We start from the raw sequence: 25,411 nt of genomic DNA, 5'->3' as shown, positions 1-25,411 counted from the left end.
CGGCCTATGATGCCGGTTCACCGACAGCGGAGACATCCATGAACCGCATGGAGAATGGCGGCGAGGCGAAGCTGCGCTACGGCACGCCCGATTTTCAGGTCGTGCGGCCCGGCGCCTATGTGCGCTGCGCGGTGACCGGCGAGGCGATCCCGCTCGATCTCCTGCGCTACTGGAGCGTCGAACGGCAGGAAGCCTATGTCGACGGCGAGACCTCGTTCCGCCGCGAGATGGACGTCGCCGGCAAGAGCTGAGACCGGCTCAGCCGAATCGGCGTCGCCGGAAGGCCCGCCGCGTGTCGCGCACGATGCGCGCGCCCAGGCTCTGCGGCGAGAAGACGAGCGCGACGTCCAGCACCTCGCACTCCTTCAGGAAGAGCTGCATGGCCGCCGATCCGGTGGACAGCCGCACCGCGTCCTTCCGGGTGGTGACCATCTGCAGGCCCGAACGCCAGGCCGAGGACGACAATTCGTCCATGTCGTCTTTGGAGAAGACGTGGTGGTCGGGAAAGTCCCGGCTCTCGACGATCTCGGCCCCGAGGGCGGTCAGGCTCGCATAGAATTTCGCCGGGTCGGCGATGCCGGCAAAGGCCAGGACCCTGAGGCCGGCGAAGCGCGCGCCGTCCGACGGCTCCAGGGAGGCCTCGAAGATCGGCTTGTTGCCCCGCGCCGTCCGCCGGATGATGCTGTCGCCGGCCTCGCCCTGTCCGATCACCAGGAGGGCGTCCGCGAAGCGGATCTGGTCGATGATCGGCGCCCGCACCGGCCCGGCCGGCACCACCGCGCCATTGCCGAGGCCGCGCCGCGCATCGACCGCGATCAGCGCGTAGTCGATCGCCAGCCGGGCGCTCTGGAAGCCGTCATCCATGATGATGAAATCGACGCCGCGCTCGGCCAGCAGCGCTTCCGCCGCCTGCCGACGGTTGACCGCCACGCAGGTCGGCGCGACACCGGCGAGCAGCAGCGGCTCGTCGCCGACCTCCGCCGCGCTGTGATGGGCCGGGTCGACCAGTACGGCACCGCGGCTGGCCCTGCCGTGGCCACGCGACACGAAGCCGGGGCGCAGCCCTGCGGCCAGCGCCGCCCGTCCCAGCGCCATCGCGGTCGGCGTCTTGCCACCGCCGCCGACGGTAAAATTGCCGACGCACAGCACCGGAACCCCGACATCGGCGCGTTCGCCGTTTTCGAGATTGCGCCGGGCGACCCGGCCGTAGACCGCCGCCGCCGGGGCCAGCAGACGGCTCTGCCAGGCGTTCGGCCGCCACCAGAAAGGCGGCGTCTCGGCCCGCATCATCGCGGCGCCGCCGGACGGTTGCAGCGATCCAGCCCCACCGACAGCCTGAGTGGATGCAGGAAGGGCTGCAGTGCCCGCATCGTGCGCGGCAAGGCCCCACGCATCTCCTCCACCGTCGCCGCCGAAGCCTGCTTCATGCGCGCCCGCACCGCCGGGTCCTGAAGGATCTGGTCGAGGCAGGCGGTGAGCGTATCGCTGTCGCGCACGATCCTGGCGCCGCCGTTCTTCAACAGCCGCTGATAGGCATCGCGAAAGTTCTGGACGTAGCGGCCCGACAGGATCGCGGTTCCCAGCATGGCCGCCTCGAGCGGGTTCTGCCCGCCCTCCCCGGTCACCGACTTGCCGAGGAAGGCGATGTCGGTCAGCCGCAGATACAGCCCCATCTCGCCCATCGTGTCCCCGAGCAGGATGTCGGTCGAGGCGTCGGGGATGTCGCCGCGACTGCGGCGCGCCACGGTGAAACCGGCGGCGGTGAGTTCGGCCTCGATCTCGCCGCCGCGCATGGTGTGGCGCGGCACGATGATGGTCAGCAGCCCCGGGTGGCGATCGGCGAGATTGCGATGCGCCTCGCCGGCCAGCTTTTCCTCGCCGGCATGGGTCGAGAGTGCGGCCCAGCGCGGGCGCTCTCCCAGCGCCGCGGTGATCTCGTCGAGCGACGCGCCCGGGTTCGGCGGCGGGCTGGTATCGGCCTTCAGATTGCCGGCCACGGTGACGGCCCGGGCGCCCAGGAGGTGGAAGCGCTCGCCGTCGACATCCGACTGGGCGACGACATGGGCGAGCGCCTCCAGCAGCGTCTCGGCCAGCCGGGGCGCCGATTTCCAGCGCTTGAAGGAGCGATCCGACAGGCGGGCATTGACGAGCACCTGCGGAATGCGCCGCCGGTTGAGTTCCATCAGCGTCGTCGGCCAGATTTCGCTTTCCGCCACGATCGCCACGTCGGGACGCCAGTGGTCGAGGAAACNGCGCCGCCGGTTGAGTTCCATCAGCGTCGTCGGCCAGATTTCGCTTTCCGCCACGATCGCCACGTCGGGACGCCAGTGGTCGAGGAAACGCCGGATCGAGGGCCCGAGATCGAGCGGAACATATTGATGGATCACGCAGTCGCCCAGCCGCTCGGCCACAAGAGTGGCCGACGTCATGGTGCCGGTGGTCATCAGCACCGAGATGCCGTCGGCGGCGATCGCCCGCACCAGCGGCGTGACCGCGGCGCTCTCGCCGACACTGGCCGCATGGACCCAGACCAGCGGACCCGCCGGGCGCGCGACGCTGGCATAGCCGTAGCGCTCGCGGCGGCGCAGTCGGTCTTCCTTACCCCGCGAGGCGCGGTAGCCGACATAGGGGCCGAGCAGCGGATAGACGAGCGTACCGGCGGCCCGGTACGAAGCCAGCGCGACGCGTGCCAGAAGATCGCTCAAGCGAGCCTCCCGACCAGCCGCTCGGCCGCGACATTGGCCGCTTCGATCGCCAGCGTGATCTCGCGGCGCTTGGCCTCCATCTCGGCCGCGTCGGCGTCGGCCGGCACGGTGATCGGGTCACCGACCACGACAGCAATCCGGCCGAAGGGCAGCGGCAGGGTGGTCTTGTCCCAGGAACTCGCGACTACATAGCGACGGCTGGTGACCGCTGCGGACGGCAGGATCGGTCGGCCGGAAATCCGCGCCAGCGTGACGATGCCGAGCCCGGCCTCCCGCGGCACGCCCTTCGGCACGTCGGCAATCATGCAGACGCCAAAGCCCCGGCCGAGATAGCGCCGCAGCGCGATCAGCGCCCGGGCGCCGCCCTTCTGGCTGCGCACCGGACCTGCGCGCCCGCCCGAACCGCGCACCGTCTCGATGCCGAACCGCGCGACCACTGCCGCATTCATCTCGGCGTCGGCATTGCGCGAAAGCAGCGCGACGTAGGGCAGTTCGTCCGGCCGGAAGAACGGCGCCAGCAGATGCTGGCCGTGCCACAGCCCGACGATCGCCGGATGCTCCGCGGTCAACTTGGCGCGCCAGTCCGCGGAGCCGGCGGCCTCGCTCTGGGTCGCATGCACGAGGCGCAGGCCGCGATAGATCGCGCTGCCCCCGAGCGCCATGGCAGGGCGGCTGTGCAACAATTGCCTGCCCAGCCGGCGCACGTGCTTGCGCCACGCACGCAGGATGCCCTGCTGACGCCTGGGCGGCGGCTTGCCGCCCTCGCCGGTCCGAGCCTGTACCATCAATTCATCCGACATGTACGCGCCCGGTCGCCTGTCGCGGGGCAGACGGCTCTCACTGCTTTTCAGGGTCCATCAGACGATGCATGTGGACGATGAAGTAACGCATCGCGGCATTGTCCACGGTCTGCTGCGCCTTGGACCGCCACGCCGCCAGCGCAGAAGCGTAGTCCGGGAAGATCCCGACGATATCCAGATCGTCGAGATTCTTGAAATCGACGCTCTGGAGGTTTTCCAGTTCACCACCGAATACGAGGTGAAGAAGCTGCTTGGGTTTCTGCTCTTCCATCGTGTCCCCTTTGGTCCTGCATTGCGCCGCGCGGCGAACCTTCGGTGCTGTTACCTAGCGCAGGCGTGTCCTGCACCAAAATCCTGCCGGCACCAAGGCGAGAGCGTTGATATTCAGTCGGGAACGGCTTTGGCCAGTCGCTGGAGCCGCGGCATGGCCGTCTGCGAGGCGGCCATCAGGATGTCGTGCCGTCGCCCCTCGCTGCGATAGATCGTGGGCGTTCCGGCGCGGCCGCACAGCAGCCCTCCCGCCCGCTCGATCAGAAGGTCGGCGGCGGCGATGTCCCAGTCGCTTGCGCGCGGCCGGATCAGTGTGCCGTCGAGCCGACCGCTTGCGACCAGCGCCAGGCGGTAGGCGAGCGACGGCACCGCGGGCTCGCTGACGAAGGCTTCGCCGCCCGAGGACTCGACCCGCTTGCGCATCGAGTCCGGCATCGCGAGCCGCAAGGGCTCGCCTTCGCCGGGTTGGCTCACCGCACATGGCGCGCCGTTCATCAGCGGCGCGCCGTCGGCGGTCACCTCGAAGATCTCGCCCATTGCCGGGGCGGCGATCACGCCGGCGACCGGACGGCCGTCCTCGACCATGGCGATCGACACGCACCAGGTATTTTCCCCGCGCAGATAGGCCCGCGTGCCGTCGATCGGGTCGACTACGAAGAACCGGTTGGCCGATATGTTGCGCGCGTCATCCGGCTGCATCTCCTCCGACACCCAGCCGTAATCCGGTCGCGCGCCGACAAGCGTGTCCCGCAGCATCAGATCGACGGCGAAGTCGGCCTCGCTCACCGGCGAATTGCCCTCCTTCCACCAGACCTGCGGGTCGCGGCGAAAGAAACCGAGGGCGATCTCGCCGGCCTCGATGGCCGCCGCCTTCAACAGGTCCAGATCCTCGCGGTATCGGGTCGAGGTCACTTGCCCGCCACGGTCATCGATTCGATCCGCAACGTCGGAACGACGATCGAGAAGCGTTCGTCGAGGTCGTCGGCCGCCGTCAGCGACGCCAGCATGTCGGTCAGGTTGCCGGCGATGGTGAGTTCGGAGACCGGCGTGGTCAGCTCGCCATTCTCGATCAGGTACCCCGAGGCGCCGCAGCTGTAGTCGCCGGTGACCAGATTGGTGCCGTGGCCGATCAGTTCGTCGATGTAGAGGCCTTCGCCGGTGTCACGGATCAGTGCCTCGCGAGACATCTGCCCGGGCGACAGCATCACGTTGCTGGCGGAGGGCGATACGCCGCTGCCGCCGCGCGACGCGCGGCCGTTGCTGCGCAGTCCCAGCTCCCTGGCGGTCGCCGTGTCCAGCAGCCAGTTCCGCAGTACGCCGTCCTCGACCAGCGGCATGGGCTCGCCGCGCACGCCCTCGCCGTCGAAGGGGCGCGAACCTGGCCGCCGCACCATCAGCGGGTTGTCCATGAGGGTGAAGGCGGCCGGCAGGATCGGCTGGCCCATGCGGTCCTTCAGGAAGCTGGTCCCGCGAGCGATCGCCGCGCCGTTGACGGCCGAAACGATGCTGGCGACGAGGCCCCGCGCGATCCGGGGATCGTAGATGATCGGCATGCGACCGGTTGCGGCCGTGCGCGGGTTGACGCGGCGCACCGTCCGTTCGCCGGCCCGCCGGCCGATCGCCTCTGGCCTGTCAAGATCGCCATAATGGATGCGGGAGTCGAAATCATAATCGCGCTGCATGCCGACGCCGGTTCCCGCGATGACGCTGACCGATCGCGAGAAGCCCGAGCGCATGCGATGGCCGGCAAACCCCGACGACGTGGCCAGCACCAGCCCTGAGGCGCCCGCCGACACCGATGCGCCGCCCGAATTGGTCACGCCCTCGACGCCGCGCGCCGCGTCTTCCATCTCCAGCGCCTCGGCGATCATCGCCTTTGTCGAGAGGTCGGTCCCGTCATGGAGGTCGAGCGCGAAATCGTCGCTGCCATCGGCCAGGCGGTCGGGATCGGCCAGACTCGCGAACGGATCCTTCGGCGAGACCTTCGCCATCGCGATCGCCCGCTCGACCAGCGGTTGCGGATCACTGTGGATATCGCCCGAAACGGTGGCGACGCGCCGACCGACGAAGACCCGCAGCGACATGTCCTCGCTCTCGGAATTCTCCGTGTCCTCGACCGCGCCGAGCCGAACCGAGACCGACCGCCCGAAGGAGCGGACCACCGCCACGTCGCAGGCGTCGGCCCCGGCATTTCGTGCGGTCTTGATGAGCCGCTCGGCGACCGAAAGGAGCCGCGTGCTGTCGTCGTCCATGAACCTGCCTGCTGGTGTTCGTCACCGAACCATTTATTGTGCGATGCCATAGCCATCAAGGCGTCATCGCAACCGATTGATGCCGAGCGCATGCAGAGCATTCAGGATCGCGAGCTGCAGTGGAACACGCAACGTCGGTCTTTCTGGAAATCGTGCTGCTTCTGGGCGGTGGAATCGTCGCCGGCACGCTGTTCCAGCGAATCGGCCTGGGAACCGTTCTCGGCTATCTGTTTGCCGGCATCGTGCTCGGCCCTGTCTTCAGGGTCGTGACCGATGGCGAGGAAATCCTGCATATCGGCGAACTCGGCGTCGTCTTCCTTCTGTTCATCATCGGCCTCGAACTGAAGGTCGGCCGCCTGTGGGCCATGCGCCGCCAGATCTTCGGGCTCGGACTCACACAGGTGGTGTTGTCCGGCATCGTCCTGGCAGGCGTCGCCTTCCTGTTCGACTTTCCGTGGCAGGCCAGCCTGATGATTGGCTTCGGCCTCGCCCTGTCTTCCACCGCATTCGGCCTGCAACTGCTCGAGGAGAGCGGCGAGACCAACACCCGTCATGGCCAGTCCGCCTTCGCGATCCTCCTGTTCCAGGATCTCGCCGTCGTCCCGCTTCTGGCCGCGATTCCCTTCCTGGCGCCCTATTCCGGCGGCACGGCGATCGATCCGGCGCAGATCGCCGTCTCGCTCGGTGCTCTCGCGGCCCTCGTCCTCGGCGGCCGCTACCTGCTCAATCCGCTGTTCCGGCTCATGGCGACATCCGGTGCCCGCGAGGTCATGCTGGGCGCGGCGCTCTTCGTCGTGCTCGGGTCGGCGATGCTGATGGAGGCGGCCGGCTTCTCCATGGCCATGGGAGCCTTCATTGCGGGCGTGCTCCTCGCCGAATCCAGCTACCGCCACGAGCTCGAGGCCAATATCGAGCCCTTCCGCGGACTGCTGCTCGGCCTGTTCTTCATGGGCGTCGGACTGTCGCTCGATCTTGCCGTGCTCATGCGGGACTGGCTGGCCATCCTCGCCCTCACGCCGGCGCTGATGCTGGGCAAGGCGGCGATCATCTTTCTCCTGTCACGGGCCTTCGGTGAGACCCGCAAGACGGCGACGCGGGTCTCGGGCCTGCTCGCGCAGGGCGGCGAATTCGGCTTCGTGCTGTTCACCGCCGCCTCGGCGGCGGTCCTGTTTTCGCAGGAGACCGCGTCCTTCCTCATCGCCGTCGTCACCCTGTCGATGATGCTTACGCCGCTCACCACCTGGCTCGGCCGCCGCCTGACCGTCGAGACGCCCGATGACGAAGAAGTGCTCGACGAGGATTTCGACGGTGCCGGCGCGACGGTGCTGATGATCGGCTTCTCCCGCTTCGGCCAGATGGCCGCGCAGGTGCTCCTGTCGAGCGGCACCGACGTGACGATCATCGATTCCTCGGCCGAGCGCATCCGGACGGCGGAGAAATTCGGCTTCCGGATCTATTTCGGCTCGGGCCTGCGCAAGGACGTGCTGGAGGCGGCCGGCATCCGCAAGGCCCGGCTGGTCGCCGTCTGCACGAACAAGCGCGAGACCACCGACCGGGTCGTGGACATGATCCGCGCCAACTTTCCCAATGTCCGGCTGTATGTGCGCGCCTACGACCGGAGCCACGCCCTGTCACTGCGCGCCCGCGGCGTCGACTTCGAGATCCGCGAGACGGTCGAATCGGCGCTCGCCTTCGGGCGGGCGACGCTCGATGCCTTCGGGATCGAGGAGAGACTGGCCGACCGCATCACCGACGACGTCCGCAAGCGCGATCTGGCGCGACTGAAGCTGCAGGAGGCCGAGGGCTTCTTTGCCGGCAGCGACATGATGACGACCCGGGTTGTCACCCCCGAGCCGCTGGTGAAGCCGCACCCGGCCCTCAAGGAGATCGATCGCTCAACCGACACAGACAGCGATGGCGCGAGCGCAGAGGACGGCGCCCCGATCAAGCGGCGCCGCGGCCGTCCGTTTCGCGGCCGACGGCGGGATTTCGACAAGGTGCAGTCCCGCTGAGCAGCGCTCCCTCGCGCCAACACGGTCATTGCGCGTCGTACGGTGTCTGCCTCAATCGGGCTTCTTGAGTTCGGACTGCAACTTCAGCACGCGGGCTCCGTCCTCCTGCTCGATCAGATAGGCCGGATTGTCCTCGTCGGCATTGCGGGTGATCTCGCTGCCCTCGATCGTGCGGGTGACCTTCGAGGTGAACGTGTCGCTGACCTTTCCCGTGCCGGTGCCTGCACCCCAGTTCCATTCCACCCATTCGCCCTTGCGATAACGCGCCATCGGATACTATCCCTTCGTCAGATAGCCGCGAAGCGATTTCGCGCAGGAAGCGTTCCCGCAGGGCCCTGCGCCCCGGCCGGCCAAATCGTCGCAGATCCGCAACGGAACCGCTGGCTCCAGGCAGCCGTTTGCGGAATCTTCCCGGCCCTTGGCGGCCATCCTCGCATCGGCCATATGCCCATGAATCCGCGCCTTGCCCATCATGCCGAGCAGTTCGGCCTTGCTCTCACCGACCCGCAGCTGTTCGACGTCGAGCGCCGCAAATGCGGCAAGGGCTTCCGCATCTGCTTCTCCAACGGCGAGACGATCACCGACAAGCGGCTGCGCAAGCGCGTGAAGGCGCTGGTCATCCCGCCGGCCTGGACCGATGTGAAACTCTGCATGGAAGAGAGCGGCCACATCCAGGCGACGGGCCGCGACGAGAAGGGGCGCCTGCAATACCGCTATCACGACGAGTGGGTGAACGTGCGCGACGCGGTCAAGACCGAGCGGCTGCTACGCTTCGGCCATGCACTGCCGCGGCTGCGCCATCGGGTCGACAAGGACATGCGCCGCCGCAAGCTCGACCGGCTGACCACGTCGGCGATCGCCACGCGGCTGATCGACCTGACCGCGATGCGCCCCGGCCACGAAAAATATGCCAGCGACGGAGGTCGCGGCGTGGCCTCGCTGCGCAAGGACAATCTGCGCATCGTCAAGAAGGCGGCGGTCCTGAAATTCGTCGCCAAGTCCAACAAGGCCCAGCGCATCGAGATCACCGACCGCCCGATGGTCAAGTCGCTGAAGCGGGTCCGCGCCGGCAAGGGCAAGCGCCTGTTCCGCTTTCCCGACGAGCGCAAGGGGCAGCGCGAACTGACCGCCAACCTCCTGAACGACTATCTTCACGAGGCCGCCGAGGCCGCCGTCTCGGCCAAGGACTTTCGCACGTTCCACGGTTCGGCCGAGGCGTTGCGCTATCTCGTGGAAGAGGTCGGCGGCAAGGCCGACACGAAATCCCGGCGCAAGCGCGCCGTGGCCGTAGCCATGCGCGCGGTCTCGATCATCCTGCGCAACACGCCAGCCGTCGCCCGCGCGTCTTATGTCCACCCCCAGATCGTCTCGGCCTTCGAGGAGGGGCGCCTGTCGCCGGATCTCCTGAAGGGCCGCAGCCGCGAAGGCCTGACCCGCGTCGAGACCGGCCTGATGCGCTTTCTCGAACAGGCCGCGCGACAGCCCGCCAGCCTGCCGGAAGGCGCCCCGACAAAACCCGCCGAAGCAGCGCTCGATAACGTTGCGGAAACGGTCATCCTGGAAGCGGCGGAGTGACGGCCTTGCCGGCCGTCCGATCAGCCGGCCTCGGCGGCGGCGACCCTGTTCTTGCGAGCGTGAGCCTTGCGACCCGACAGCAGCCCGTCGAGCGCCCGCTTGGTCTCTTCCTTCACCGGAGACGTCTCTTCGAGAATCTGCTTGGTCCGCAGGAAGTCGAGGACGCCGTAATGGGATACCGGCGGACAGATCAGGAGATCCGGCGGATGCGTGTGGACCTTGCTGTCGATGATCGACTGCATCATCAGCTGCGAGGCGCCGAACAGGGCCTCCAGCGGTGTCGGCATGGTGTCCGGACCGCCCCTGGGTCCGCCATTCACGTCGACCGCGATCACCTTGTCGACCTTCCCCTGCAGCCGGTCGAAGGGCAGCGGATTGAAGATGCCGCCATCGATCAGCACACGGCCGGAACGCCTGACCGGCCGGAATACTGCCGGCAGGGCCGCGGTCGCCGCCAGCGCGCTGAACAGGTCGCCGGAATCGATCTCGCATTCCAGCTTGCCGTAGAAATCGGTCGTCATCACGCCGAGCGGGATGTGCAGATCCTCGAACTGCAGCGGCAGGTCGAGCGGCAGGAAGGCCCGCACCACGCGCTCGGCATTGAGCTGGCCGAAGCGCAGGCCCCCATCGGCGAGGAATTCCTGGAAGCTGCCGGGCCGTGTCCGCCACAGCCGGCCGAAGACGAGGCTTTTGCCGGCGAAACAGTCGAGCACGAAGTCGCGGATATCGCTGCCGCCCATGCCGGCGGCGCGACCGGCGCCCATGATGGCGCCGATCGACGAGCCGACGATTCGGTCCGGCACGACGCCGAGTTCGTCCAAGGCTTCGAGCACATGGATATGGGCAAGCCCCCGCGCGCCGCCGCCGCCGAGGGCCAGTCCCAGGGTCGTCACCGCCGTCAGGCTCCCGCGGGGCCGACGGTGATGATGGTCGGTGCCACCGACAACAGCGCCTTGGCCTGGGCCTTCACGTCGTCGAGCGTGACGGCGTCGATCAGTTCCTGGCGCTCGTCGATGTAGTCGATGCCGAGATCGTCGAGCTGGATGCCGAGCAGGGTCGAGGCGATCGCCGGGGAAGAGTCGAGGTTGCGGATGGCATAGGCCCCCTTCACGTAAGCCTTGGCCTTCTCCAGTTCCTCGGCAGACGGGCCGTTCTCGGCGAGATCGGCGAGCTGCTCGCGGATGATCGCGATGCTCTCCTCGGCCTTTTCCGCGCGCGTCGCGGTGCTGATGCCCAGCAGCGCTGCATGGTCGTAGCTGGCCAGGAACGATCCGGCGCCATAGGCCAGGCCCCGCTTCTCGCGGATCTCCTCGTACAGCCGCGACGTGAAGGAGCCACCGCCGAGGATGTGGTTCATCAGATAGGCCGCGAAGAACGAATCGTCGTCGCGCATGACGCCGGGAAGCGCCATCTGGATCGTCGTCTGCGGCACCGCCAGGTCGACGGCCTCGGTCTTGCCGAGAATCGGCTGGACATCGGCGACCGGCGTCAGGTCCGGTTGCTTGGGCAGCGCGCCGAAGACCTCGTCGAGCCGCTTGCCCAGTTCCTCGGGGGTGATCGCACCGACCACGCCGACATAGAGATTGTCTTGCGCGAAGATGCGGCGGCGAAACGCTTCCAGATCCTCGGCCGTCACCGTCCCGAGCGTCTCCAGCGTGCCTTCGGTCGGGCGGGCATAAGGATGGTCGGCAAAGACCGCCTTCGAGAATGCCTTCCCGGCAAGATCGCCGGGATCGTTCTGGTCGGCGACGATCCCGGCCATGATCTGGCCGCGGATCCGCGACACCGGCTCCTCGTCGAAGCGCGGATCGTTGAGCGACGCCTTCAGCAACGCAAAGGCGTCGTCGTCTACCTCGGTGATGGTGCGGAAGCTGCCCGAGAAATTGTCGAGGCTGGCGTCATAGCTGAGCGACACGCCGAGATCGTCGAGGCGCGCCTGGAAATCCTGGCTGGTGATGTCGCCGGCGCCCTCGTCGAGCAGGCCGGAGAGGAGGTTTGCCGTCCCCTCCTTGCCGTCCAGATCCTGGCTCGAGCCGCCGCCCTTGAAGGCGAACTCCATGGCGAGGAGCGGATTGGTATGGTCCTCCACCAGAAGGGCCTCGATGCCGCCGGGGCTGGTCACCTTCTGGATCTCGACGGCCTCGGCGGTGTTCACCGAGGCAAGGGACAGGCTGAGCGACAGGGTCAGTGCGGCGATCGTGCCGCCAAGCGCGGGGGCGAATGACTTCAACGGAACATTCCTTCTGCGAAGCGAGGGATCAGGAGCGCGTGTCGGCGTCCGGCTGCGGCTCGGGCCGGAGATAGCCGGTGACCGAACGCTGCGGCCTCAGATATTTGCGGGCGACGGCGTTGACGTCGTCGACGGTCACCGCCTCGATGCGCTCCGGCCAGGCCTCGACATCCGCAATGGTGCGGCCGGTCGCCAGCGCGGCCGCATAGCGCCGGGCCATGGAGGTCTGGCTGTCGCGCAGATAGATCATGTTCTTGCGCACCCGGTTCTTGGCACGTTCCAGTTCGGCCTCGGTGATGCCATCGTCGATCAGCGTCGCGATCTCCTCGTCGAGTGCCGTTTCGACGGCGTCCAGCGACGCTCCGTCCCGCGGCGTGCCATAGACCACGAACTGGCCTTCCTTCAGCGCCGTACCACCGTAATAGGCGCCGGTGCCGGCCGCGAGCGCCCGGTCGACCACGAGGCCGCGATAGAGGCGGCTGGTGGTGCCGCCACCCAGGACGTCCGCCAAGATGTCCAGTGCCTCGGCCTCGCCGTTTTCGTCGGTCGTTTCCGACGGCACCAGATAGGCCGTCTGCAGCGACGGTTGTGTGACGCGCGGATCGGTCAGCGTCACGGTGCGCGCGGCCAGCGGCTCCGGTTCGACCGGGCGCTCGCGCTGTCCCGGATCGGCGCGCCGCTCCACCTTGCCATAGGTCTTTTCGACGAGATCGCGAACGGCCGCGACATCGACGTCGCCGGCAATCAGCAGGGTCGCGTTGTTCGGCGTGTAGTATTTGTCGTAAAACGCTATCGCGTCGTCGCGCGTCAGCGCTTCCATCTCCTGGCGCCAGCCGATCACCGGCGTGCCGTAGGGGCTGTTCTGGAACAGCGCGGCCTGCACGGCCTCGGACAACTGCGAGCCCGGATTGTTGTCGATCCGCATGCGCCGCTCCTCCAGGATGACGTCGCGCTCGGGCAGCACGGCTTCCTCGGACAGGACGAGATTTTCCATCCGGTCGGCTTCCAGCGTCATCACCATTTCCAGGGCGTCGGCTGGGACCTGCTGGTAGTAGCCGGTATAGTCGGAGGTGGTGAAGGCGTTCTCCTGGCCGCCGATATCGGCGACGCGGCGCGAGAACTCGCCCTCGGGATGATCTTTCGTGCCCTTGAACATGAGATGTTCGAGGAAATGCGCGATGCCGCTCTTGCCGGGGGCTTCGTCTGCCGACCCGACATTGTAGTAGATCATCTGGGTGACGATCGGCGCGCGGTCGTCGGGCAGGATCACGACCTGCAGGCCGTTGTCGAGCGTGAAGGTCGTCAGGTTGGGCCCGGCCTCCCGCGCGGCCTGTTCCGGCGTCGCCGGCTGAACGTCGGCAGGTGCCGTCGTCTCGGTCTGCGGCTGAGCCGGGGAGGTCTGCGCGCCGGCCGGCAGGGCCAGCGGCAACACGAAGGCGACGGCAATCGTCGACAGTCCGATTGGGCGGAAATGATGCGTCATCGTTCGGTCAGGTCCTCGTTGTTGCACCCTGTCGCAAGCCCGGCGACTATGCAGGATGCGGAGAATCCTTGCCAATTAAGGTTTGTTTAGGTCGCCGTGACCTGCGGTCCTCGCCCTCCGGCCACGACCAGAAACCGCATCACCGTTTCGCCCATGGCCCGCTCGTCGGAGAGGTCGAAGCCATCCGGCACCGCAAAGGGTGCCGCCTCGGCTTCCTCCACGATCGCCAGCGCGCCGGGCTTCAGCCATCCGCCGTCGCGCGCCGAGACGAGCGCCGCCTCGCCGAGGCCACGCCCATAGGGCGGATCGGCGACAAGGCAGTCGAACGGCTCCATCGTGCCCACGATGCCGAGCCGGGTGGCGTCGCGCCGGAAAATCTTCGAACGCCCCTGCAGGCCGAAGGTCTCGACATTCTCGCGGATTAGGCCGCGGCCCTCGACCCCCTCCTCGACGAAGAGGCAGAAGCGCGCGCCACGCGACAGCGCCTCCAGGCCCAGCGCGCCGGTGCCGGAGAACAGGTCGAGCACCCGGGCACCGTCGAGTTCGAAGCCCGGACGGTGCAGAAGGATGTTGAACAGGGTCTCGCGGTTGCGATCCGTGGTCGGCCGGATGGCATCGCTCTTCGGGACGGCGAGCCGCCGTCCCCGCATGTCGCCACCGACGATCCGCATGCCGGGTCAGCCCTTGCGCGGCGGACGCGGCGGACGGCCGCCGCGCTGCGGCGCATCGCCCCCGCTACGGGGCGGGCGGCCGGTGGCCGGCTTGCCGGGAGCACTGCGGGGCCCTGACGGCCGCTCGCTGCGGGACATGCCGCGTTCTGACCGGCCGGCCTGCGCGCCCAAGGCCTTCTTGGTACCCTGCGGCCGCGCGCCGGGCGCCATCCAGACATTGGCACCGCGCTTCGGCGCATCGATCGGCCGCTTCGGCGGGCTGTCCGCATCGTCGCGGCCCGCCCCCTCGCGAGCGCCATAGGGCTTCTTAGGCCCCTCGAAGCGCTTGGGCGGACGATCGCCATAGGCCTTGCGCTCGCCCCGGTCGCTACGCTCTGGCCGTCCGGCGCGTGTGTCCAGGCGCCCCAGCGCATCCTCGCGCTTGGCCTCGCGGACCCGCTTCTTGTTTGGCGCCGTCTCGCTCGCCGAAATCCATTCGCCGGACTTCTTTGGCCGCTCGGACATGCTCTCGCGTTCGGCCTCGACCGGACGATTGGAGAAGGGCCTGGCCACGGGCGCGTCGAAATCGGCGCCCGATTCCTCGATCAGGCGATCGCCGAGCTGGTCGCGCAGCATCCGCCCCTTGATCTCCTGAACGGCGCCCTCCTTGAGGTCGCCGAGCTGGAACGGGCCGAAGGACAGGCGGATCAGGCGGTTCACCTCGAGCCCGAGATGCGACAGCACCTTCTTGACCTCGCGGTTCTTGCCTTCGCGCAGGCCGAGAGTGAGCCACACATTCGAGCCCTGCTCCCGGTCCATCGTCGCCTCGATGGCGCCGTAGAACACGCCGTCGATGGCGATGCCCTGGCGCAGTTCGTCGAGCCGCGCCTGGTTGATCGAGCCATGGGCGCGGACGCGGTAGCGCCGCAGCCAGCCGGTCGCCGGCAGTTCCAGGATCCGGGCCAGACCGCCGTCATTGGTCAGCAGCAGCAGCCCCTCGGTGTTGATGTCGAGGCGTCCGACCGTGAGCACCCGCGGCATGTCATGGGGCAGGCGGTCGAAGATCGTCGGCCGGCCTTCCGGATCGCGGTTGGTCGTTACCGTGCCGGCGGCCTTGTGGAACAGCCAGAGCCGCGTCCGCTCGATGGCCGGCAACGGCGCGTTGTCGATCTCGATCCGGTCGGACGAGGTGACGATCAGAGCCGGGCTGTCGAGCAGCTTGCCGTTCACCTTGACGCGGCCGTCGGCGATCATGCCCTCGGCGTCGCGGCGCGAGGCGATGCCGGCGCGCGCCAGGCGCTTGGCGATGCGCATCGAGCCGGTCGTGGCGGACTCGACCTCGCTGCGGGCCGGACGGTCGTCGCGCGGGGCGCTCCGGGGCCGGTCGTCGCGCGGCGGACGGCGATCACCACTGGGGCGCTCCTTGCGATCGCCCTTCGGGCCGTCATGCTGCAGGCGCCCGTAGCTGCGGGGCTTGCCGCCCTCACCGCTCTCGTCGCGTGCGCCGCCATGGGAAAACATGCCGCGGCTCTTCGGCGCGAAGGGCTTGCCGCCCTCACCCGCTGGGCGCGAAACGCGCGGACGCTCGACCTTGGGGCGGTCCGGGCGCGGGGCATCGGCCTGTCGCTCGGTGCGCGGCCGGAAGGGCCGCTTGCCGGCCTCGCCGCCCTTCGGCCGGTCGCCGCGGGGTGGCCCGCCGCGCTCGCGGCCCTTGTCGCCGCCGGGCCCGCTCTTGCCACCGGGCTTGCGCCCCCGACCTTTTCCGTCGTCGCCGTTCGTCGTATCGCTCATGCAACTGCCTCTCATGCGGCGGCTATCTGCCCTGGCCGGCGCCCGGGCCGGCCCACCACCGTTGAGATGGTGGAAGGATCGGCGTACCGGTTCGCCTCGATGGACCAGGAACGCTTGCGCCGACCCGCGAATGGACTGCAGGTGGCTCTACAGCATCGCCCTGCAAAGGGGAACGGGATTCGGACCGCGAAAGGCGGCCGGACCGACAGTCAGAGGAGCCGATCCTGCCCCGTCCGACCTTCATGGATATCGCGCTCGAAGAGGCGCGGCTGGCTGCCGCCAGACACGAGACGCCCGTGGGGGCTGTCATCGTGCGCGGCGACGAGATTCTTGCCCGCGGCGGCAACGAGACCCGGGCCCGCAGCGATCCGACCGCCCATGCCGAGATCGTCGTGATCCGGGCGGCGGCCGCACAGCTCGGCTCGGAACGCCTGCCGGACTGCGACCTCTACGTCACGCTGGAACCCTGCGCCATGTGCGCGGCGGCGATATCCTTCGCGCGCATCCGGCGGCTCTATTACGGCGCAGCCGATCCCAAGGGCGGCGGCGTCGATGCCGGGCCGCGCTTCTTCGGCCAGCCGACCTGCCATCACGCGCCGGAGGTCTATCCCGATATCGGCGCGAACGAGAGCGCGGCGCTTCTGCGCGCGTTCTTCCAGGCCAGGCGACCCTGACGCCTGCGCCCGGATCGGTCCAGAGATCGCACCGTAACGGGAAGCCCGGTCAGAACGGCAGGAGGTCGCGGATCTTGGAGCCGAGGCCTTCGCCGCTGCCACGCAGCCGGCGTTCCTTGACGCTCTCGTCGACACCCGGATCGCCGACAGGGGCGCTCGCCGCGGGCTGACGATACGCCACCGGCGGCTCGCTCAGATATTTGCGCTGGGTGGGGCTTCCCTGCGCCTGATCCCTGATGCGGGCCTGCACCAGTTCGCCCCGGCTGCGCAGCTGCTGCGGCGTCAGAAGACCGGCGTCATCGCTGTTCTTGTTGAAATCGTAGCCGTCGCCGCTGGTGCGATCGAGATAGGCCTGGGTCACCCCTTCCTTGCGGGCGGTGGCGATATCGGCCGGGATCGGGCCATCACCCTGATAGGCCTCAGCCTGGCGCCGGGCACTGCGCTGCTCCGGCGATTCCGGCCAGTTGGGATCGCCCGTCGTGTTCCGCGCCGTCTGGGGCGCGGGCAAAACGCTGGTATTTTCCGGCTCGACCAGTTCCGGGCGTGGCGCATAGGCGATCTCGGAGCCCCTGTCCTGCGAGCCGAGGGAAACGACGTTGTTGAGATCGTCGAACAGGGTCTCGCCCTGGGACTTGCCGGTGCCGTAGGTCGGCCCCAAGCAGCCGGTCAGCGTCAGACTGGCCGCTCCGATCGCCGTAGCGTAAAGCGCGATGCGGACTGTCTTCGATGTCATCCGGTACGGCCCCCTAGCCGAATCTTTCCGCCCCCCACACCGGCATGCGGCCGGTCGGCGGACCATGCGCATGCCACGGAAATCTGGCGAATTCCGGGCGCAGTTCTAGGCTGCCCCAAAGGCTTCTGCAAGCATGCGCCGACGATCCGCGTCGCCGCATGCAATGATTCACCCGGCGATCGATCAGGCGGCGGTCAGGCGCCGGGCCGCCTTCAACTCGTGCAGCGCAGCCGCATCACGGGCCGACACGTCCGGGAACGCCGGGTCGGACCCGACATCGCCGGTGATCCTCCACGAGCGGGCGCATTTGGTGCCTTCCGCCTTGCGGAAGACCACCGCGACGCCCGGCGTATCGGCGAGCCGGAAGGCGTCCGCCGGTGCCGGATCGGCGGAGATCGCCAGTCCCGAGGTGATCGCGATCTCGGCGAAATCGACCGAGGCCGCCAGTTCGCGCAGATCGGCATCCTCGACATGCACGACCGGCGCGGCCTCCAGCGACGAACCGATCACCTTGTCGCGGCGCTTTTCCTCCAGCGCACCCATGACGACGCGCCGCACCCGGCGCAGCTTCTGCCAGCGGGCGGCCAGCGCCTCGTCGCGCCATTCCGGATCGGCCGCACGGAAGCTCTCCAGATGCACCGACTTCGCCTGCGGATAGCGCGACAGCCACGCCTCTTCCATGGTGAAGGGCAGCATCGGCGCGAGCCAGGTCACGAGATGGTCGAACAGGATCCGGACCACCTGCAGCGACGCCTTGCGCCGGGTCGAGGACAGCGGGTCGCAATAGAGCGTGTCCTTGCGGATGTCGAAATAGAACGCCGACAGCTCCACCACGACGAAGTCGAGCAGGGTCCGGCTGATCCGCTTGAAGTCGAAGGAATCGTAGCCCTTGCGGACAATCTCGTCGATCTCGGCCAGCCGGTTCAGCATCAGCCGCTCCAGCTCCGGCATCTCGGCCAGCGGGACCGTCTCGCCCTCGTCGTGGGACAGCGTCCCGAGCATCCAGCGCAGTGTGTTGCGCAGCTTGCGGTAACTGTCGATGTTGGTCTGCAGGATCGTCTTGCCGAGCCGCAGATCCTCCGAATAGTCGGAACTGACCACCCACAGCCGCAGGATGTCGGCGCCGGACTGCTTGATCACCTCCTGCGGGGTGACGACGTTGCCGAGCGATTTCGACATCTTGCGCCCCTCCTCGTCCATGACGAAGCCATGGGTGAGGACGGCGTCATAGGGCGCCCGGCCGCGGGTGCCGCAGGATTCCAGCAGTGAGGAGTGGAACCAGCCGCGATGCTGGTCCGAGCCTTCCAGATAGAGGTCGGCGGGCCATTTCAGGTCCGGCCGCTTTTCCAGGCAGAAGGCGTGCGTGGAGCCCGAATCGAACCACACGTCGAGAATGTCGCGGATCATCGTCCACTTGGTCCCGTCGTGCTCGTTGCCCAGGAAGCGCTCCTTGGCGCCGTCGGCGAACCAGGCGTCGGCGCCCTCCTGCGCGAACGCCTCCAGGATGCGGGCGTTGACCGCTTCGTCCTTCAGGACATTGCCGTCCTCGTCGGCGAAGACGCAGATCGGCACGCCCCAGGCGCGCTGGCGCGACAGCACCCAGTCCGGCCGGTCGGCGATCATGCCGCGCAGCCGGTTCTGGCCCGAGGCCGGTACGAAGCGGGTGTCTTCGATGGCTTTGAGGGCGCGGCCCCGCAGCGTGTCCTGTTGCTCGCTTCCGCTGTCGCCGCTCACGCGGCTTCGCGCCGCGGGGGCGGCCTGGCCGGCCGACGCCCGGTCAGGCTTGCCGCCTGCGGCGGATTCGACCCCGTAACCGCCGAGGTCCTTGTCCATGTGGACGAACCATTGCGGCGTGTTGCGGAAGATCACCGGCTTCTTCGAGCGCCAGCTATGGGGATAGGAATGCCTCAGCCGGCCGCGGGCCAGCAGGTTGCCCGCAGCGATCAGCGCATCGATGACGCGCTTGTTGGCGTCGCCCTTCTTGCCCTTGTCGTCGATGACCCGCGCCGGCCCGCCCTCGGCGTCCGGCCCGAAGCCCGGCGCATCCTTCGTGTAGAAGCCGTCGTCGTCGACGGTGAAGGGGATGGTCGTGTCGATGCCGCGCGCATCGAGGTCACGGCGCGCATCCATCCAGGCGTCGAAATCCTCGCGGCCGTGGCCCGGCGCGGTGTGGACGAAGCCCGTGCCAGCCTCGTCGGTGACGTGGTCGCCTTCGAGCAGCGGCACAGCGAAATCATAGCCCCCAGGTACGTTCTGCAGGGGATGCCGGCACAGCAATCCCTCCAACTCAGGGGAGTCAACGGCCTGAACCCGCTTCCATCCATCCTCTGGGACGCGAGCCTTGGCGAAAACATCGCCAGCCAGCGCGTCGGCAAGAATCAGTCTGTCGCCCTTGTTGGCCCATCGAGGTGTGGCCGGATCCTCCGACGCCGTCACTTCGTAGAGCCCGTAGGCAACGCGTGGCGAGAAGGCGATCGCGCGATTGCCCGGGATGGTCCAGGGCGTCGTCGTCCAGATGACTACGGAAGCGTCCAGCAGATTTGATACGGTCGATCCATCACGGACCGCAGCCCACACCGGAAACTTCGCCCAGATCGTGTCCGACTCGTGGTCATGATACTCGACCTCGGCCTCGGCCAGCGCGGTCTTCTCGACCACCGACCACATGATCGGCTTGGAGCCGCGATAGAGCTGGCCGGACATAGCGAATTTCAGCAGCTCGCCGGCGATCACCGACTCGGCTCCGTAGGCCATGGTCAGATAGGGGTCCTTGAAGTCGCCCTCGACGCCGAGCCGGCGGAACTCCTCGGTCTGCACGTCCACCCAATGGGCGGCGAAGTCACGGCATTCCTTGCGGAACTCGTTGACCGGCACCTCGTCCTTGTTCAGGCCCTTAGCACGGTACTGCTCCTCGATCTTCCACTCGATCGGCAGGCCGTGACAGTCCCAGCCCGGCACGTAATTGGCGTCGTAGCCGCGCATCTGGAACGAGCGGGTGATGACGTCCTTGAGCACCTTGTTGAGCGCGTGGCCGATATGCAGGTTGCCGTTGGCATAGGGCGGCCCGTCATGAAGGACGTATTTCGGCCGGCCGGCCGATTCCTTGCGCAAGGTGCCGTAGAGGTCCATCGCGTCCCACTTGCCGATCCATTCGGGCTCGGCCTTGGGCAGGCCGGCGCGCATGGGAAACGGCGTCTCGGGCAGGAACAGCGTCTTTGCGTAGTCGATGCCGGTGGCCGAACCGGCCGCAGTGTCGTTCTTGGTGTCGCTCATGAATTCAGCCATGTCGTCTGCCGCGGTCGGAACGGCGGCGCGAGAAAAGGAGGCGTGGTGGCGCAATGGCCGGCAACCCGGACCTTCTCCGGCCGGGCCGGTCAGAAGGCCGGGCGGCTAATTCGGCCCGGGCGGGATATTGCGCGAAGATCCAACATGGCGTGGCTTTAGCAACTCCGCGCCCGGATGGAAAGAACGCGCCGTGGCGAGCCTGGATGGGCAGCCGCGGCCGGGCGGCTCAGAACGCCAGGCGCCGGTCGAGATCGCCCAGCGGCGTGGCGGAGGCGAGCATCGCACGGGCTTCCTCGGCGTCCCGGTCCATCTGGGCGATCAGCGCCTCGGCCCCGTCGAAGCGCTCCTCGCCGCGCAGGAAGCCGAACAGCGATACCGCGACCGTCTCGCCGTAGAGATCGCCCGAGAAGTCGAACAGGAAGGTCTCGAACAGCGCCGCGCCATTGTCGAAGGTGGGGCGCCGGCCGAAGCTCGCGACGCCGTCATGCAGCGAGCCGTCGGCGCGGCGCAGGCGCACCGCGTAGATGCCGTGCCGCAAGAGGCTGTCGGGCTCGATCACCATGTTGGCGGTCGGATAACCCAGCGTGCGGCCGAGCTTCGCGCCGCCGACGATGGCGCCGGCGACCGTCCAGCGATAGCCGAGCAGGCCCCCGGCCTGCGCAACGTCGCCCTCGGCGAGCAGGTCCCGGATCCGGCTGGACGACACCGTCTCGCCGCCCTCGTCGACGAAAGCGGGCACCAGAGTCGCACCGAAGCCGTGATGGCGGCCGGCCTCGGCCAGCGTCTGCGGCGTGCCGCCGCGACGGGCGCCATAGTGGAAGTCGAAGCCGGCGACCACGTGATGGGCCCCCATCGCCTGCACCAGCACCGTCCCGACGAAGGCCTCGGGCGCCAGTCCGGCAAAGTCGCGGGTGAACCCCTGCTCGACCACCGCGTCGAAGCCGAGCATCTGCAGCAGGCGGGCCTTCATCGGCGCCGGCGTCAGCCGGGCGACCGGCTTGTCGGGCCGGAACACCGAGCGCGGATGCGGCTCGAAGGTCAGGCAGACGAGCGGCCGCGCTTCGGCCGCGGCAATGGCGCGGGCCTGTTCCAGCACGGCCTGATGGCCGCGATGGACGCCGTCGAAATTGCCTACCGCCACCACGGCGCCTCGCAGCTCGGGCGGCACGTCGGCAACCGAGCCGAGACGCGCGATGGCGCCTGGGATCATGTCAGGGCAGCCATGAAGTAGCGCGCCGTCAACCCGCGTTCGCGCAGCACCGCAGCCACGGTCTGCGTCGCCGATTCGGAGGCCGCCAGTTCTTCGCCATGGATGCCGTCCGTGATCAGCAGTGCGTCGGGGCCGAAATCGTTGGCGCCCTTCACGTCGGTCATCAGGCCGTCGCCGATCGCCAGCACCCGCGAGGGCGACGCGATGTCGACGATGCGCGAGGCGACGTCATAGATCGGGCGGTGCGGCTTGCCGGCGAGGCGCACGGTCCCGCCGATCGCCTCGTAGTCGCGCGCCAGGGCGCCGGAGCACGGGATCAGGCGCTCGCCGCGATGCACGACGATGTCCGGATTGGCGCAGATCATCGGCAGCCCGAGCGCCTGCAGGCGCGCCAGCAGGCCGGCATAATCCTCGGGCGTCTCGACCTCGTCATTGTTGAGGCCGGTGACGATCACCGCGGCGGCATCGGTCTCGCCGACCAGTTCGACATCGATGCCCTCGAACAGGTCGTAGTCGCGTTCCGGCCCGATATGGAAGACCGGCCCCGCGACATCGGCGATCAGCGCGCGTGTCGCGTCGCCCGAGGTGACGATGGCGTCATAGCAGTCGCGCGACAGGTCCATCATGTCGAGCTGCGCCACCACGCCGGCCGCCGGGCGCGGCGAATTGGTCAGGAGCACCACCTTGATCCCGCGCTGGCGCGCCGCGGTGAGCGCCGCCTCTGCCGCCGGATGCTTGACGACGCCATTGTGCACGACACCCCAGACGTCACAGAAGATCGCGTCGTAGGCGCCGCAGACCTCGGCCAGCGAAGCGATCGGCCGGCCGTCCTGCGGACGCCCCCCGGTGCCGGCGGCCCCGCGGCTGGTATCGGAGAGAGAAGTTTCCATGGATGCCCACGCTGCCTTTGATTGACCTGTGGCGATAGAGGCGGCCCGCGGACCGGTCAAGGGATGCGGCTGTCGCAAGCGCCTGTGTGTCCTCGTTTGGCCAGCCTCTGGGCGGACCTGGATGGCCTGCCGCGATTCACGAAACTTGCATGACAGCCATGCGTGACGGCTTGACAGCGAGGCGCCCGGGCCACTATCTCCATCCTCGTTAGCACTCGCCTCGGGTGAGTGCCAGTTGTTCATGCCGGACGCCGCCATCGGCTCCGGCCACATCCGTCAACGAAGGGTTCAACGAACATGGCAGCAGTGAATTTCCGTCCCTTGCACGACCGCGTAGTGGTCCGCCGGGTGGAATCCGAAGCCAAGACGGCCGGCGGAATCATCATCCCGGACACGGCCAAGGAGAAGCCCCAGGAAGGCGAGATCATCGCCGTCGGTTCCGGCGCTCGTGACGAGTCCGGCAAGATCGTGCCCCTCGACGTCAAGGCGGGCGACCGCGTCCTCTTCGGCAAGTGGTCGGGCACCGAGGTCAAGCTGAACGGCGAAGACCTTCTGATCATGAAGGAATCCGACATCATGGGCGTCGTCGCCTGATCAGGCGCCTGCGAAACCCGAATTCCACGAAACTTCGAAACGGCGCAGCCTCTCTGATGGCGCGCCCGGGAGAAATACGAACATGGCAGCTAAAGAAGTAAAATTCGGCCGCGACGCACGTGAACGCATGCTGCGCGGTGTCGACATCCTGGCCGACGCGGTGAAGGTGACCCTCGGCCCCAAGGGCCGTAACGTCGTCATCGACAAGTCCTTCGGCGCGCCGCGCATCACCAAGGACGGCGTCACCGTCGCCAAGGAAATCGAGCTCGAGGACAAGTTCGAGAACATGGGCGCCCAGATGGTGCGCGAAGTGGCCTCGAAGACCAACGACAAGGCCGGTGACGGCACCACGACCGCCACGGTTCTGGCCCAGGCGATCGTTCGCGAGGGTGCCAAGGCTGTTGCCGCCGGCATGAACCCGATGGACGTCAAGCGCGGCATCGACGCGGCCGTCCTGAAGGTCGTCGAGGCGCTCGGCGAAGCCGCCCGCTCCATCGACACCTCCGACGAGGTTGCCCAGGTCGGCACGATTTCGGCCAATGGCGAGCGTGAGATCGGCGAGATGATCGCTTCGGCGATGCAGAAGGTCGGCAACGAGGGTGTCATCACCGTCGAGGAAGCCAAGACCGCCGAGACCGAGCTCGAAGTCGTCGAAGGCATGCAGTTCGACCGCGGCTACCTTTCGCCGTACTTCGTGACCAACCCCGAGAAGATGGTCGCCGAGCTCGAGGATTGCTACATCCTCCTGCACGAGAAGAAGCTCTCCAACCTGCAGGCACTGCTGCCGGTCCTCGAATCGGTCGTGCAGTCCTCCAAGCCGCTCCTCATCATCGCCGAGGACGTCGAGGGCGAGGCTCTGGCCACGCTGGTCGTCAACAAGCTGCGTGGCGGCCTGAAGATCGCCGCCGTCAAGGCGCCGGGCTTCGGCGATCGCCGCAAGGCCATGCTGGAGGACATCGCTGTCCTCACCGGCGGCACGGTCATCTCCGAGGACGTCGGCATCAAGCTCGAGAATGTCACGCTCGACATGCTCGGCCGCGCCAAGAAGGTCTCCATCACCAAGGAAAACACCACCATCGTCGATGGTGCCGGTGAGAAGACCCAGATCGAGGCCCGCGTCGGCCAGATCAAGGGTCAGATCGAGGAGACCACCTCCGATTACGACCGCGAGAAGCTGCAGGAGCGTCTCGCCAAGCTCGCAGGCGGTGTCGCGGTGATCCGCGTCGGCGGCGCGACGGAAGTCGAAGTCAAGGAGAAGAAGGACCGCGTCGACGACGCCCTCAACGCGACCCGTGCGGCCGTCGAAGAAGGCATCGTGGCCGGTGGTGGCGTGGCGCTGCTGCGCGCCTCCAACGCCGTGACGATCAAGGGCATCAACTCCGACCAGGACGCCGGCATCGCCATCGTCCGCAAGGCGCTTCAGGCTCCGATCCGTCAGATCGTCCAGAACGCCGGTGCCGAGGGCTCGATCATCGTGGGCAAGATCCTCGAGAACGAGTCCCTGTCCTTCGGCTACAACGCCGCGACCGGCGAGTATGGCGACATGATCCAGATGGGCATCGTCGATCCGGTCAAGGTCGTGCGTTCGGCTCTCCAGGACGCGGCGTCGGTCGCCGGCCTGCTGGTCACCACCGAAGCCATGATCTCGGAGGCTCCCAAGAAGGAGTCGGCCGGTGGCGGCGGCGGCATGCCGGGTGGCATGGGCGGCATGGGTGGCATGGGCGGCATGGACTTCTAAGAAGTCCGAACCGGCCGGACATCAACTCCGGACAATCGAGGGGCTCGGCATCGCCGGGCCCTTTTTGCGTGCGCACCGTCGGCCTCCTGCGCTGAACCTGCCGCGGCCTTCCCGTCCGGAACCAGCATCCTGGGAAATCGTTTAGGTGGCGAAGCTTGGCAGACAGCCGGCAACGAAGAAGGAGTGTTCCGATGGTTGACAAGAACGAGATCAAGGGCGCGTTCAAGGAAGCGGGCGGCAAGCTCAAGCAGGCCGCTGGCGATCTCTCGGGCAACGATCGGCTGAAGGCCGAAGGCGCCGCCGACGAAATCGAGGGCAAGACCCAGAAGAACTACGGCAAGGTCAAGGACGCGGTCAGAGACCAGACGAGCTGACCATCTGCCAGTCAATGGTCACCGAAGGCCGTCCAGGGCTCCGAACTCATGTGACAGTAGGTGACGGATTGCGCGTCGGCTGATTCCATTGGGGCGGTTTGATTCGAGGAGCCGCCGCCATGAACCTTTCTGCCGACGAATGGAG

The 25,411-nt window shown here is 67.8% G+C and carries 23 protein-coding genes; 7 read left to right on the top strand and 16 right to left on the bottom strand.

Annotated elements, in window-relative coordinates; all coding sequences use genetic code 11:
- The first annotated feature begins 38 nt into the window (after positions 1–38).
- Positions 39–251, top strand: a complete 213-nt coding sequence (locus VQ042_RS08815) for a DUF2093 domain-containing protein (protein WP_331818270.1) — start codon at positions 39–41, stop codon at positions 249–251.
- A gap of 7 nt (positions 252–258) precedes the next feature.
- Here the strand turns inward: VQ042_RS08815 and lpxK are convergent, their stop codons facing one another.
- From lpxK to VQ042_RS08785, 6 genes are all read right to left on the bottom strand, one after another.
- On the bottom strand, positions 259–1,290 hold the full coding sequence (lpxK, locus tag VQ042_RS08810) for a tetraacyldisaccharide 4'-kinase (protein ID WP_331818268.1): 1,032 nt from the start codon (positions 1,288–1,290) through the stop codon (positions 259–261).
- Positions 1,287–2,705 carry a 3-deoxy-D-manno-octulosonic acid transferase gene (locus VQ042_RS08805; RefSeq protein WP_331818266.1) on the bottom strand — a complete coding sequence of 473 codons (1,419 nt, stop codon included), beginning with the start codon at positions 2,703–2,705 and terminating at the stop codon, positions 1,287–1,289. Before VQ042_RS08805 ends, lpxK begins: the two co-directional genes overlap by 4 nt.
- A complete protein-coding gene (locus tag VQ042_RS08800; protein ID WP_331818264.1) occupies positions 2,702–3,490 on the bottom strand; it encodes a lysophospholipid acyltransferase family protein in 789 nt (262 codons plus the stop codon). The genes VQ042_RS08805 and VQ042_RS08800 overlap by 4 nt, the downstream gene beginning before the upstream one ends.
- Before the next feature lie 52 nt (positions 3,491–3,542).
- Positions 3,543–3,776: a DUF4170 domain-containing protein gene (locus VQ042_RS08795; RefSeq protein WP_331818262.1), complete on the bottom strand. Its 234-nt coding sequence runs from the start codon at positions 3,774–3,776 to the stop codon at positions 3,543–3,545.
- Between the two features lie 113 nt (positions 3,777–3,889).
- Positions 3,890–4,687 carry a 3'(2'),5'-bisphosphate nucleotidase CysQ gene (locus VQ042_RS08790; RefSeq protein WP_331818260.1) on the bottom strand — a complete coding sequence of 266 codons (798 nt, stop codon included), beginning with the start codon at positions 4,685–4,687 and terminating at the stop codon, positions 3,890–3,892.
- The gene (locus VQ042_RS08785) at positions 4,684–6,027 is read right to left on the bottom strand and encodes a TldD/PmbA family protein (RefSeq protein ID WP_331818258.1); all 1,344 of its coding nucleotides are present in this window, start codon (positions 6,025–6,027) and stop codon (positions 4,684–4,686) included. Before VQ042_RS08785 ends, VQ042_RS08790 begins: the two co-directional genes overlap by 4 nt.
- Before the next feature lie 119 nt (positions 6,028–6,146).
- Between VQ042_RS08785 and VQ042_RS08780 the strand changes: the two genes are divergently transcribed.
- Entirely contained in the window at positions 6,147–8,039 is a 1,893-nt protein-coding gene (locus VQ042_RS08780; protein WP_331818256.1) for a monovalent cation:proton antiporter-2 (CPA2) family protein, read from the top strand.
- Positions 8,040–8,090: 51 nt separating this feature from the next.
- Here the strand turns inward: VQ042_RS08780 and VQ042_RS08775 are convergent, their stop codons facing one another.
- Positions 8,091–8,309: a DUF2945 domain-containing protein gene (locus VQ042_RS08775; protein WP_331818254.1), complete on the bottom strand. Its 219-nt coding sequence runs from the start codon at positions 8,307–8,309 to the stop codon at positions 8,091–8,093.
- A 180-nt stretch (positions 8,310–8,489) separates the two neighbouring features.
- Here VQ042_RS08775 and VQ042_RS08770 point away from each other — a divergent pair, with 180 nt between their 5' ends.
- Entirely contained in the window at positions 8,490–9,614 is a 1,125-nt protein-coding gene (locus tag VQ042_RS08770; protein ID WP_331818252.1) for a DNA topoisomerase IB, read from the top strand.
- Between the two features lie 20 nt (positions 9,615–9,634).
- On the opposite strand, the gene VQ042_RS08765 is transcribed toward VQ042_RS08770, so the two are convergent.
- From VQ042_RS08765 to VQ042_RS08745, 5 genes are all read right to left on the bottom strand, one after another.
- Positions 9,635–10,507 (bottom strand): patatin-like phospholipase family protein, encoded by an 873-nt coding sequence (locus VQ042_RS08765; RefSeq protein WP_331818250.1) that lies wholly within the window; start codon positions 10,505–10,507, stop codon positions 9,635–9,637.
- A 5-nt stretch (positions 10,508–10,512) separates the two neighbouring features.
- Complete coding sequence (locus VQ042_RS08760) at positions 10,513–11,844, bottom strand: M16 family metallopeptidase (protein WP_331818248.1); 1,332 nt, start codon at positions 11,842–11,844, stop codon at positions 10,513–10,515.
- A gap of 28 nt (positions 11,845–11,872) precedes the next feature.
- On the bottom strand, positions 11,873–13,327 hold the full coding sequence (locus VQ042_RS08755; protein ID WP_331818246.1) for a M16 family metallopeptidase: 1,455 nt from the start codon (positions 13,325–13,327) through the stop codon (positions 11,873–11,875).
- Between the two features lie 86 nt (positions 13,328–13,413).
- Positions 13,414–13,998: a 16S rRNA (guanine(966)-N(2))-methyltransferase RsmD gene (gene rsmD, locus VQ042_RS08750; protein ID WP_331818244.1), complete on the bottom strand. Its 585-nt coding sequence runs from the start codon at positions 13,996–13,998 to the stop codon at positions 13,414–13,416.
- A 6-nt stretch (positions 13,999–14,004) separates the two neighbouring features.
- Positions 14,005–15,768: a pseudouridine synthase gene (locus VQ042_RS08745; protein WP_331818242.1), complete on the bottom strand. Its 1,764-nt coding sequence runs from the start codon at positions 15,766–15,768 to the stop codon at positions 14,005–14,007.
- Between the two features lie 242 nt (positions 15,769–16,010).
- Here VQ042_RS08745 and VQ042_RS08740 point away from each other — a divergent pair, with 242 nt between their 5' ends.
- Positions 16,011–16,442, top strand: coding sequence for a nucleoside deaminase (locus VQ042_RS08740; RefSeq protein WP_331818240.1), 432 nt, complete (start codon positions 16,011–16,013; stop codon positions 16,440–16,442).
- Positions 16,443–16,491: 49 nt separating this feature from the next.
- Here the strand turns inward: VQ042_RS08740 and VQ042_RS08735 are convergent, their stop codons facing one another.
- From VQ042_RS08735 to VQ042_RS08720, 4 genes are all read right to left on the bottom strand, one after another.
- A complete protein-coding gene (locus VQ042_RS08735) occupies positions 16,492–17,175 on the bottom strand; it encodes a hypothetical protein (RefSeq protein ID WP_331818238.1) in 684 nt (227 codons plus the stop codon).
- 183 nt (positions 17,176–17,358) lie between these two features.
- Positions 17,359–20,460, bottom strand: a complete 3,102-nt coding sequence (ileS, locus tag VQ042_RS08730) for an isoleucine--tRNA ligase (protein WP_331818236.1) — start codon at positions 20,458–20,460, stop codon at positions 17,359–17,361.
- 226 nt (positions 20,461–20,686) lie between these two features.
- Positions 20,687–21,670, bottom strand: a complete 984-nt coding sequence (locus tag VQ042_RS08725) for a bifunctional riboflavin kinase/FAD synthetase (RefSeq protein ID WP_331818234.1) — start codon at positions 21,668–21,670, stop codon at positions 20,687–20,689.
- The gene (locus VQ042_RS08720; protein WP_331818232.1) at positions 21,667–22,560 is read right to left on the bottom strand and encodes a TIGR01459 family HAD-type hydrolase; all 894 of its coding nucleotides are present in this window, start codon (positions 22,558–22,560) and stop codon (positions 21,667–21,669) included. Before VQ042_RS08720 ends, VQ042_RS08725 begins: the two co-directional genes overlap by 4 nt.
- A gap of 297 nt (positions 22,561–22,857) precedes the next feature.
- Here VQ042_RS08720 and groES point away from each other — a divergent pair, with 297 nt between their 5' ends.
- The 3 genes from groES (at position 22,858) to VQ042_RS08705 (ending at position 25,266) form a co-directional block, all read left to right on the top strand.
- A complete protein-coding gene (gene groES / locus VQ042_RS08715; RefSeq protein WP_331818230.1) occupies positions 22,858–23,154 on the top strand; it encodes a co-chaperone GroES in 297 nt (98 codons plus the stop codon).
- Between the two features lie 82 nt (positions 23,155–23,236).
- Complete coding sequence (gene groL / locus VQ042_RS08710; protein ID WP_331818228.1) at positions 23,237–24,892, top strand: chaperonin GroEL; 1,656 nt, start codon at positions 23,237–23,239, stop codon at positions 24,890–24,892.
- Positions 24,893–25,083: 191 nt separating this feature from the next.
- Positions 25,084–25,266 (top strand): CsbD family protein, encoded by a 183-nt coding sequence (locus VQ042_RS08705; protein WP_331818226.1) that lies wholly within the window; start codon positions 25,084–25,086, stop codon positions 25,264–25,266.
- Positions 25,267–25,411: the final 145 nt, after the last annotated feature.

It is taken from the genome of Aurantimonas sp. A2-1-M11 (assembly GCF_036549475.1).
GTDB lineage: Bacteria > Pseudomonadota > Alphaproteobacteria > Rhizobiales > Rhizobiaceae > Aurantimonas.
This window is presented reverse-complemented; position numbering and strand designations above follow the sequence as displayed.

Excerpts from the sequence above, each read along its gene's own strand:
- VQ042_RS08815 (WP_331818270.1), top strand. The coding sequence starts at position 39 with ATGAACCGCATGGAGAATGGCGGCGAGGCGAAGCTGCGCTACGGCACG.
- lpxK (WP_331818268.1), bottom strand. The coding sequence starts at position 1,290 with ATGATGCGGGCCGAGACGCCGCCTTTCTGGTGGCGGCCGAACGCCTGG.
- VQ042_RS08800 (WP_331818264.1), bottom strand. The coding sequence starts at position 3,490 with ATGGTACAGGCTCGGACCGGCGAGGGCGGCAAGCCGCCGCCCAGGCGT.
- VQ042_RS08795 (WP_331818262.1), bottom strand. The coding sequence starts at position 3,776 with ATGGAAGAGCAGAAACCCAAGCAGCTTCTTCACCTCGTATTCGGTGGT.
- VQ042_RS08785 (WP_331818258.1), bottom strand. The coding sequence starts at position 6,027 with ATGGACGACGACAGCACGCGGCTCCTTTCGGTCGCCGAGCGGCTCATC.
- VQ042_RS08775 (WP_331818254.1), bottom strand. The coding sequence starts at position 8,309 with ATGGCGCGTTATCGCAAGGGCGAATGGGTGGAATGGAACTGGGGTGCA.
- VQ042_RS08770 (WP_331818252.1), top strand. The coding sequence starts at position 8,490 with ATGAATCCGCGCCTTGCCCATCATGCCGAGCAGTTCGGCCTTGCTCTC.
- VQ042_RS08755 (WP_331818246.1), bottom strand. The coding sequence starts at position 13,327 with ATGACGCATCATTTCCGCCCAATCGGACTGTCGACGATTGCCGTCGCC.
- rsmD (WP_331818244.1), bottom strand. The coding sequence starts at position 13,998 with ATGCGGATCGTCGGTGGCGACATGCGGGGACGGCGGCTCGCCGTCCCG.
- VQ042_RS08745 (WP_331818242.1), bottom strand. The coding sequence starts at position 15,768 with ATGAGCGATACGACGAACGGCGACGACGGAAAAGGTCGGGGGCGCAAG.
- VQ042_RS08740 (WP_331818240.1), top strand. The coding sequence starts at position 16,011 with ATGGATATCGCGCTCGAAGAGGCGCGGCTGGCTGCCGCCAGACACGAG.
- VQ042_RS08735 (WP_331818238.1), bottom strand. The coding sequence starts at position 17,175 with ATGACATCGAAGACAGTCCGCATCGCGCTTTACGCTACGGCGATCGGA.
- ileS (WP_331818236.1), bottom strand. The coding sequence starts at position 20,460 with ATGGCTGAATTCATGAGCGACACCAAGAACGACACTGCGGCCGGTTCG.
- VQ042_RS08725 (WP_331818234.1), bottom strand. The coding sequence starts at position 21,670 with ATGATCCCAGGCGCCATCGCGCGTCTCGGCTCGGTTGCCGACGTGCCG.
- VQ042_RS08720 (WP_331818232.1), bottom strand. The coding sequence starts at position 22,560 with ATGGAAACTTCTCTCTCCGATACCAGCCGCGGGGCCGCCGGCACCGGG.
- groES (WP_331818230.1), top strand. The coding sequence starts at position 22,858 with ATGGCAGCAGTGAATTTCCGTCCCTTGCACGACCGCGTAGTGGTCCGC.
- groL (WP_331818228.1), top strand. The coding sequence starts at position 23,237 with ATGGCAGCTAAAGAAGTAAAATTCGGCCGCGACGCACGTGAACGCATG.
- VQ042_RS08705 (WP_331818226.1), top strand. The coding sequence starts at position 25,084 with ATGGTTGACAAGAACGAGATCAAGGGCGCGTTCAAGGAAGCGGGCGGC.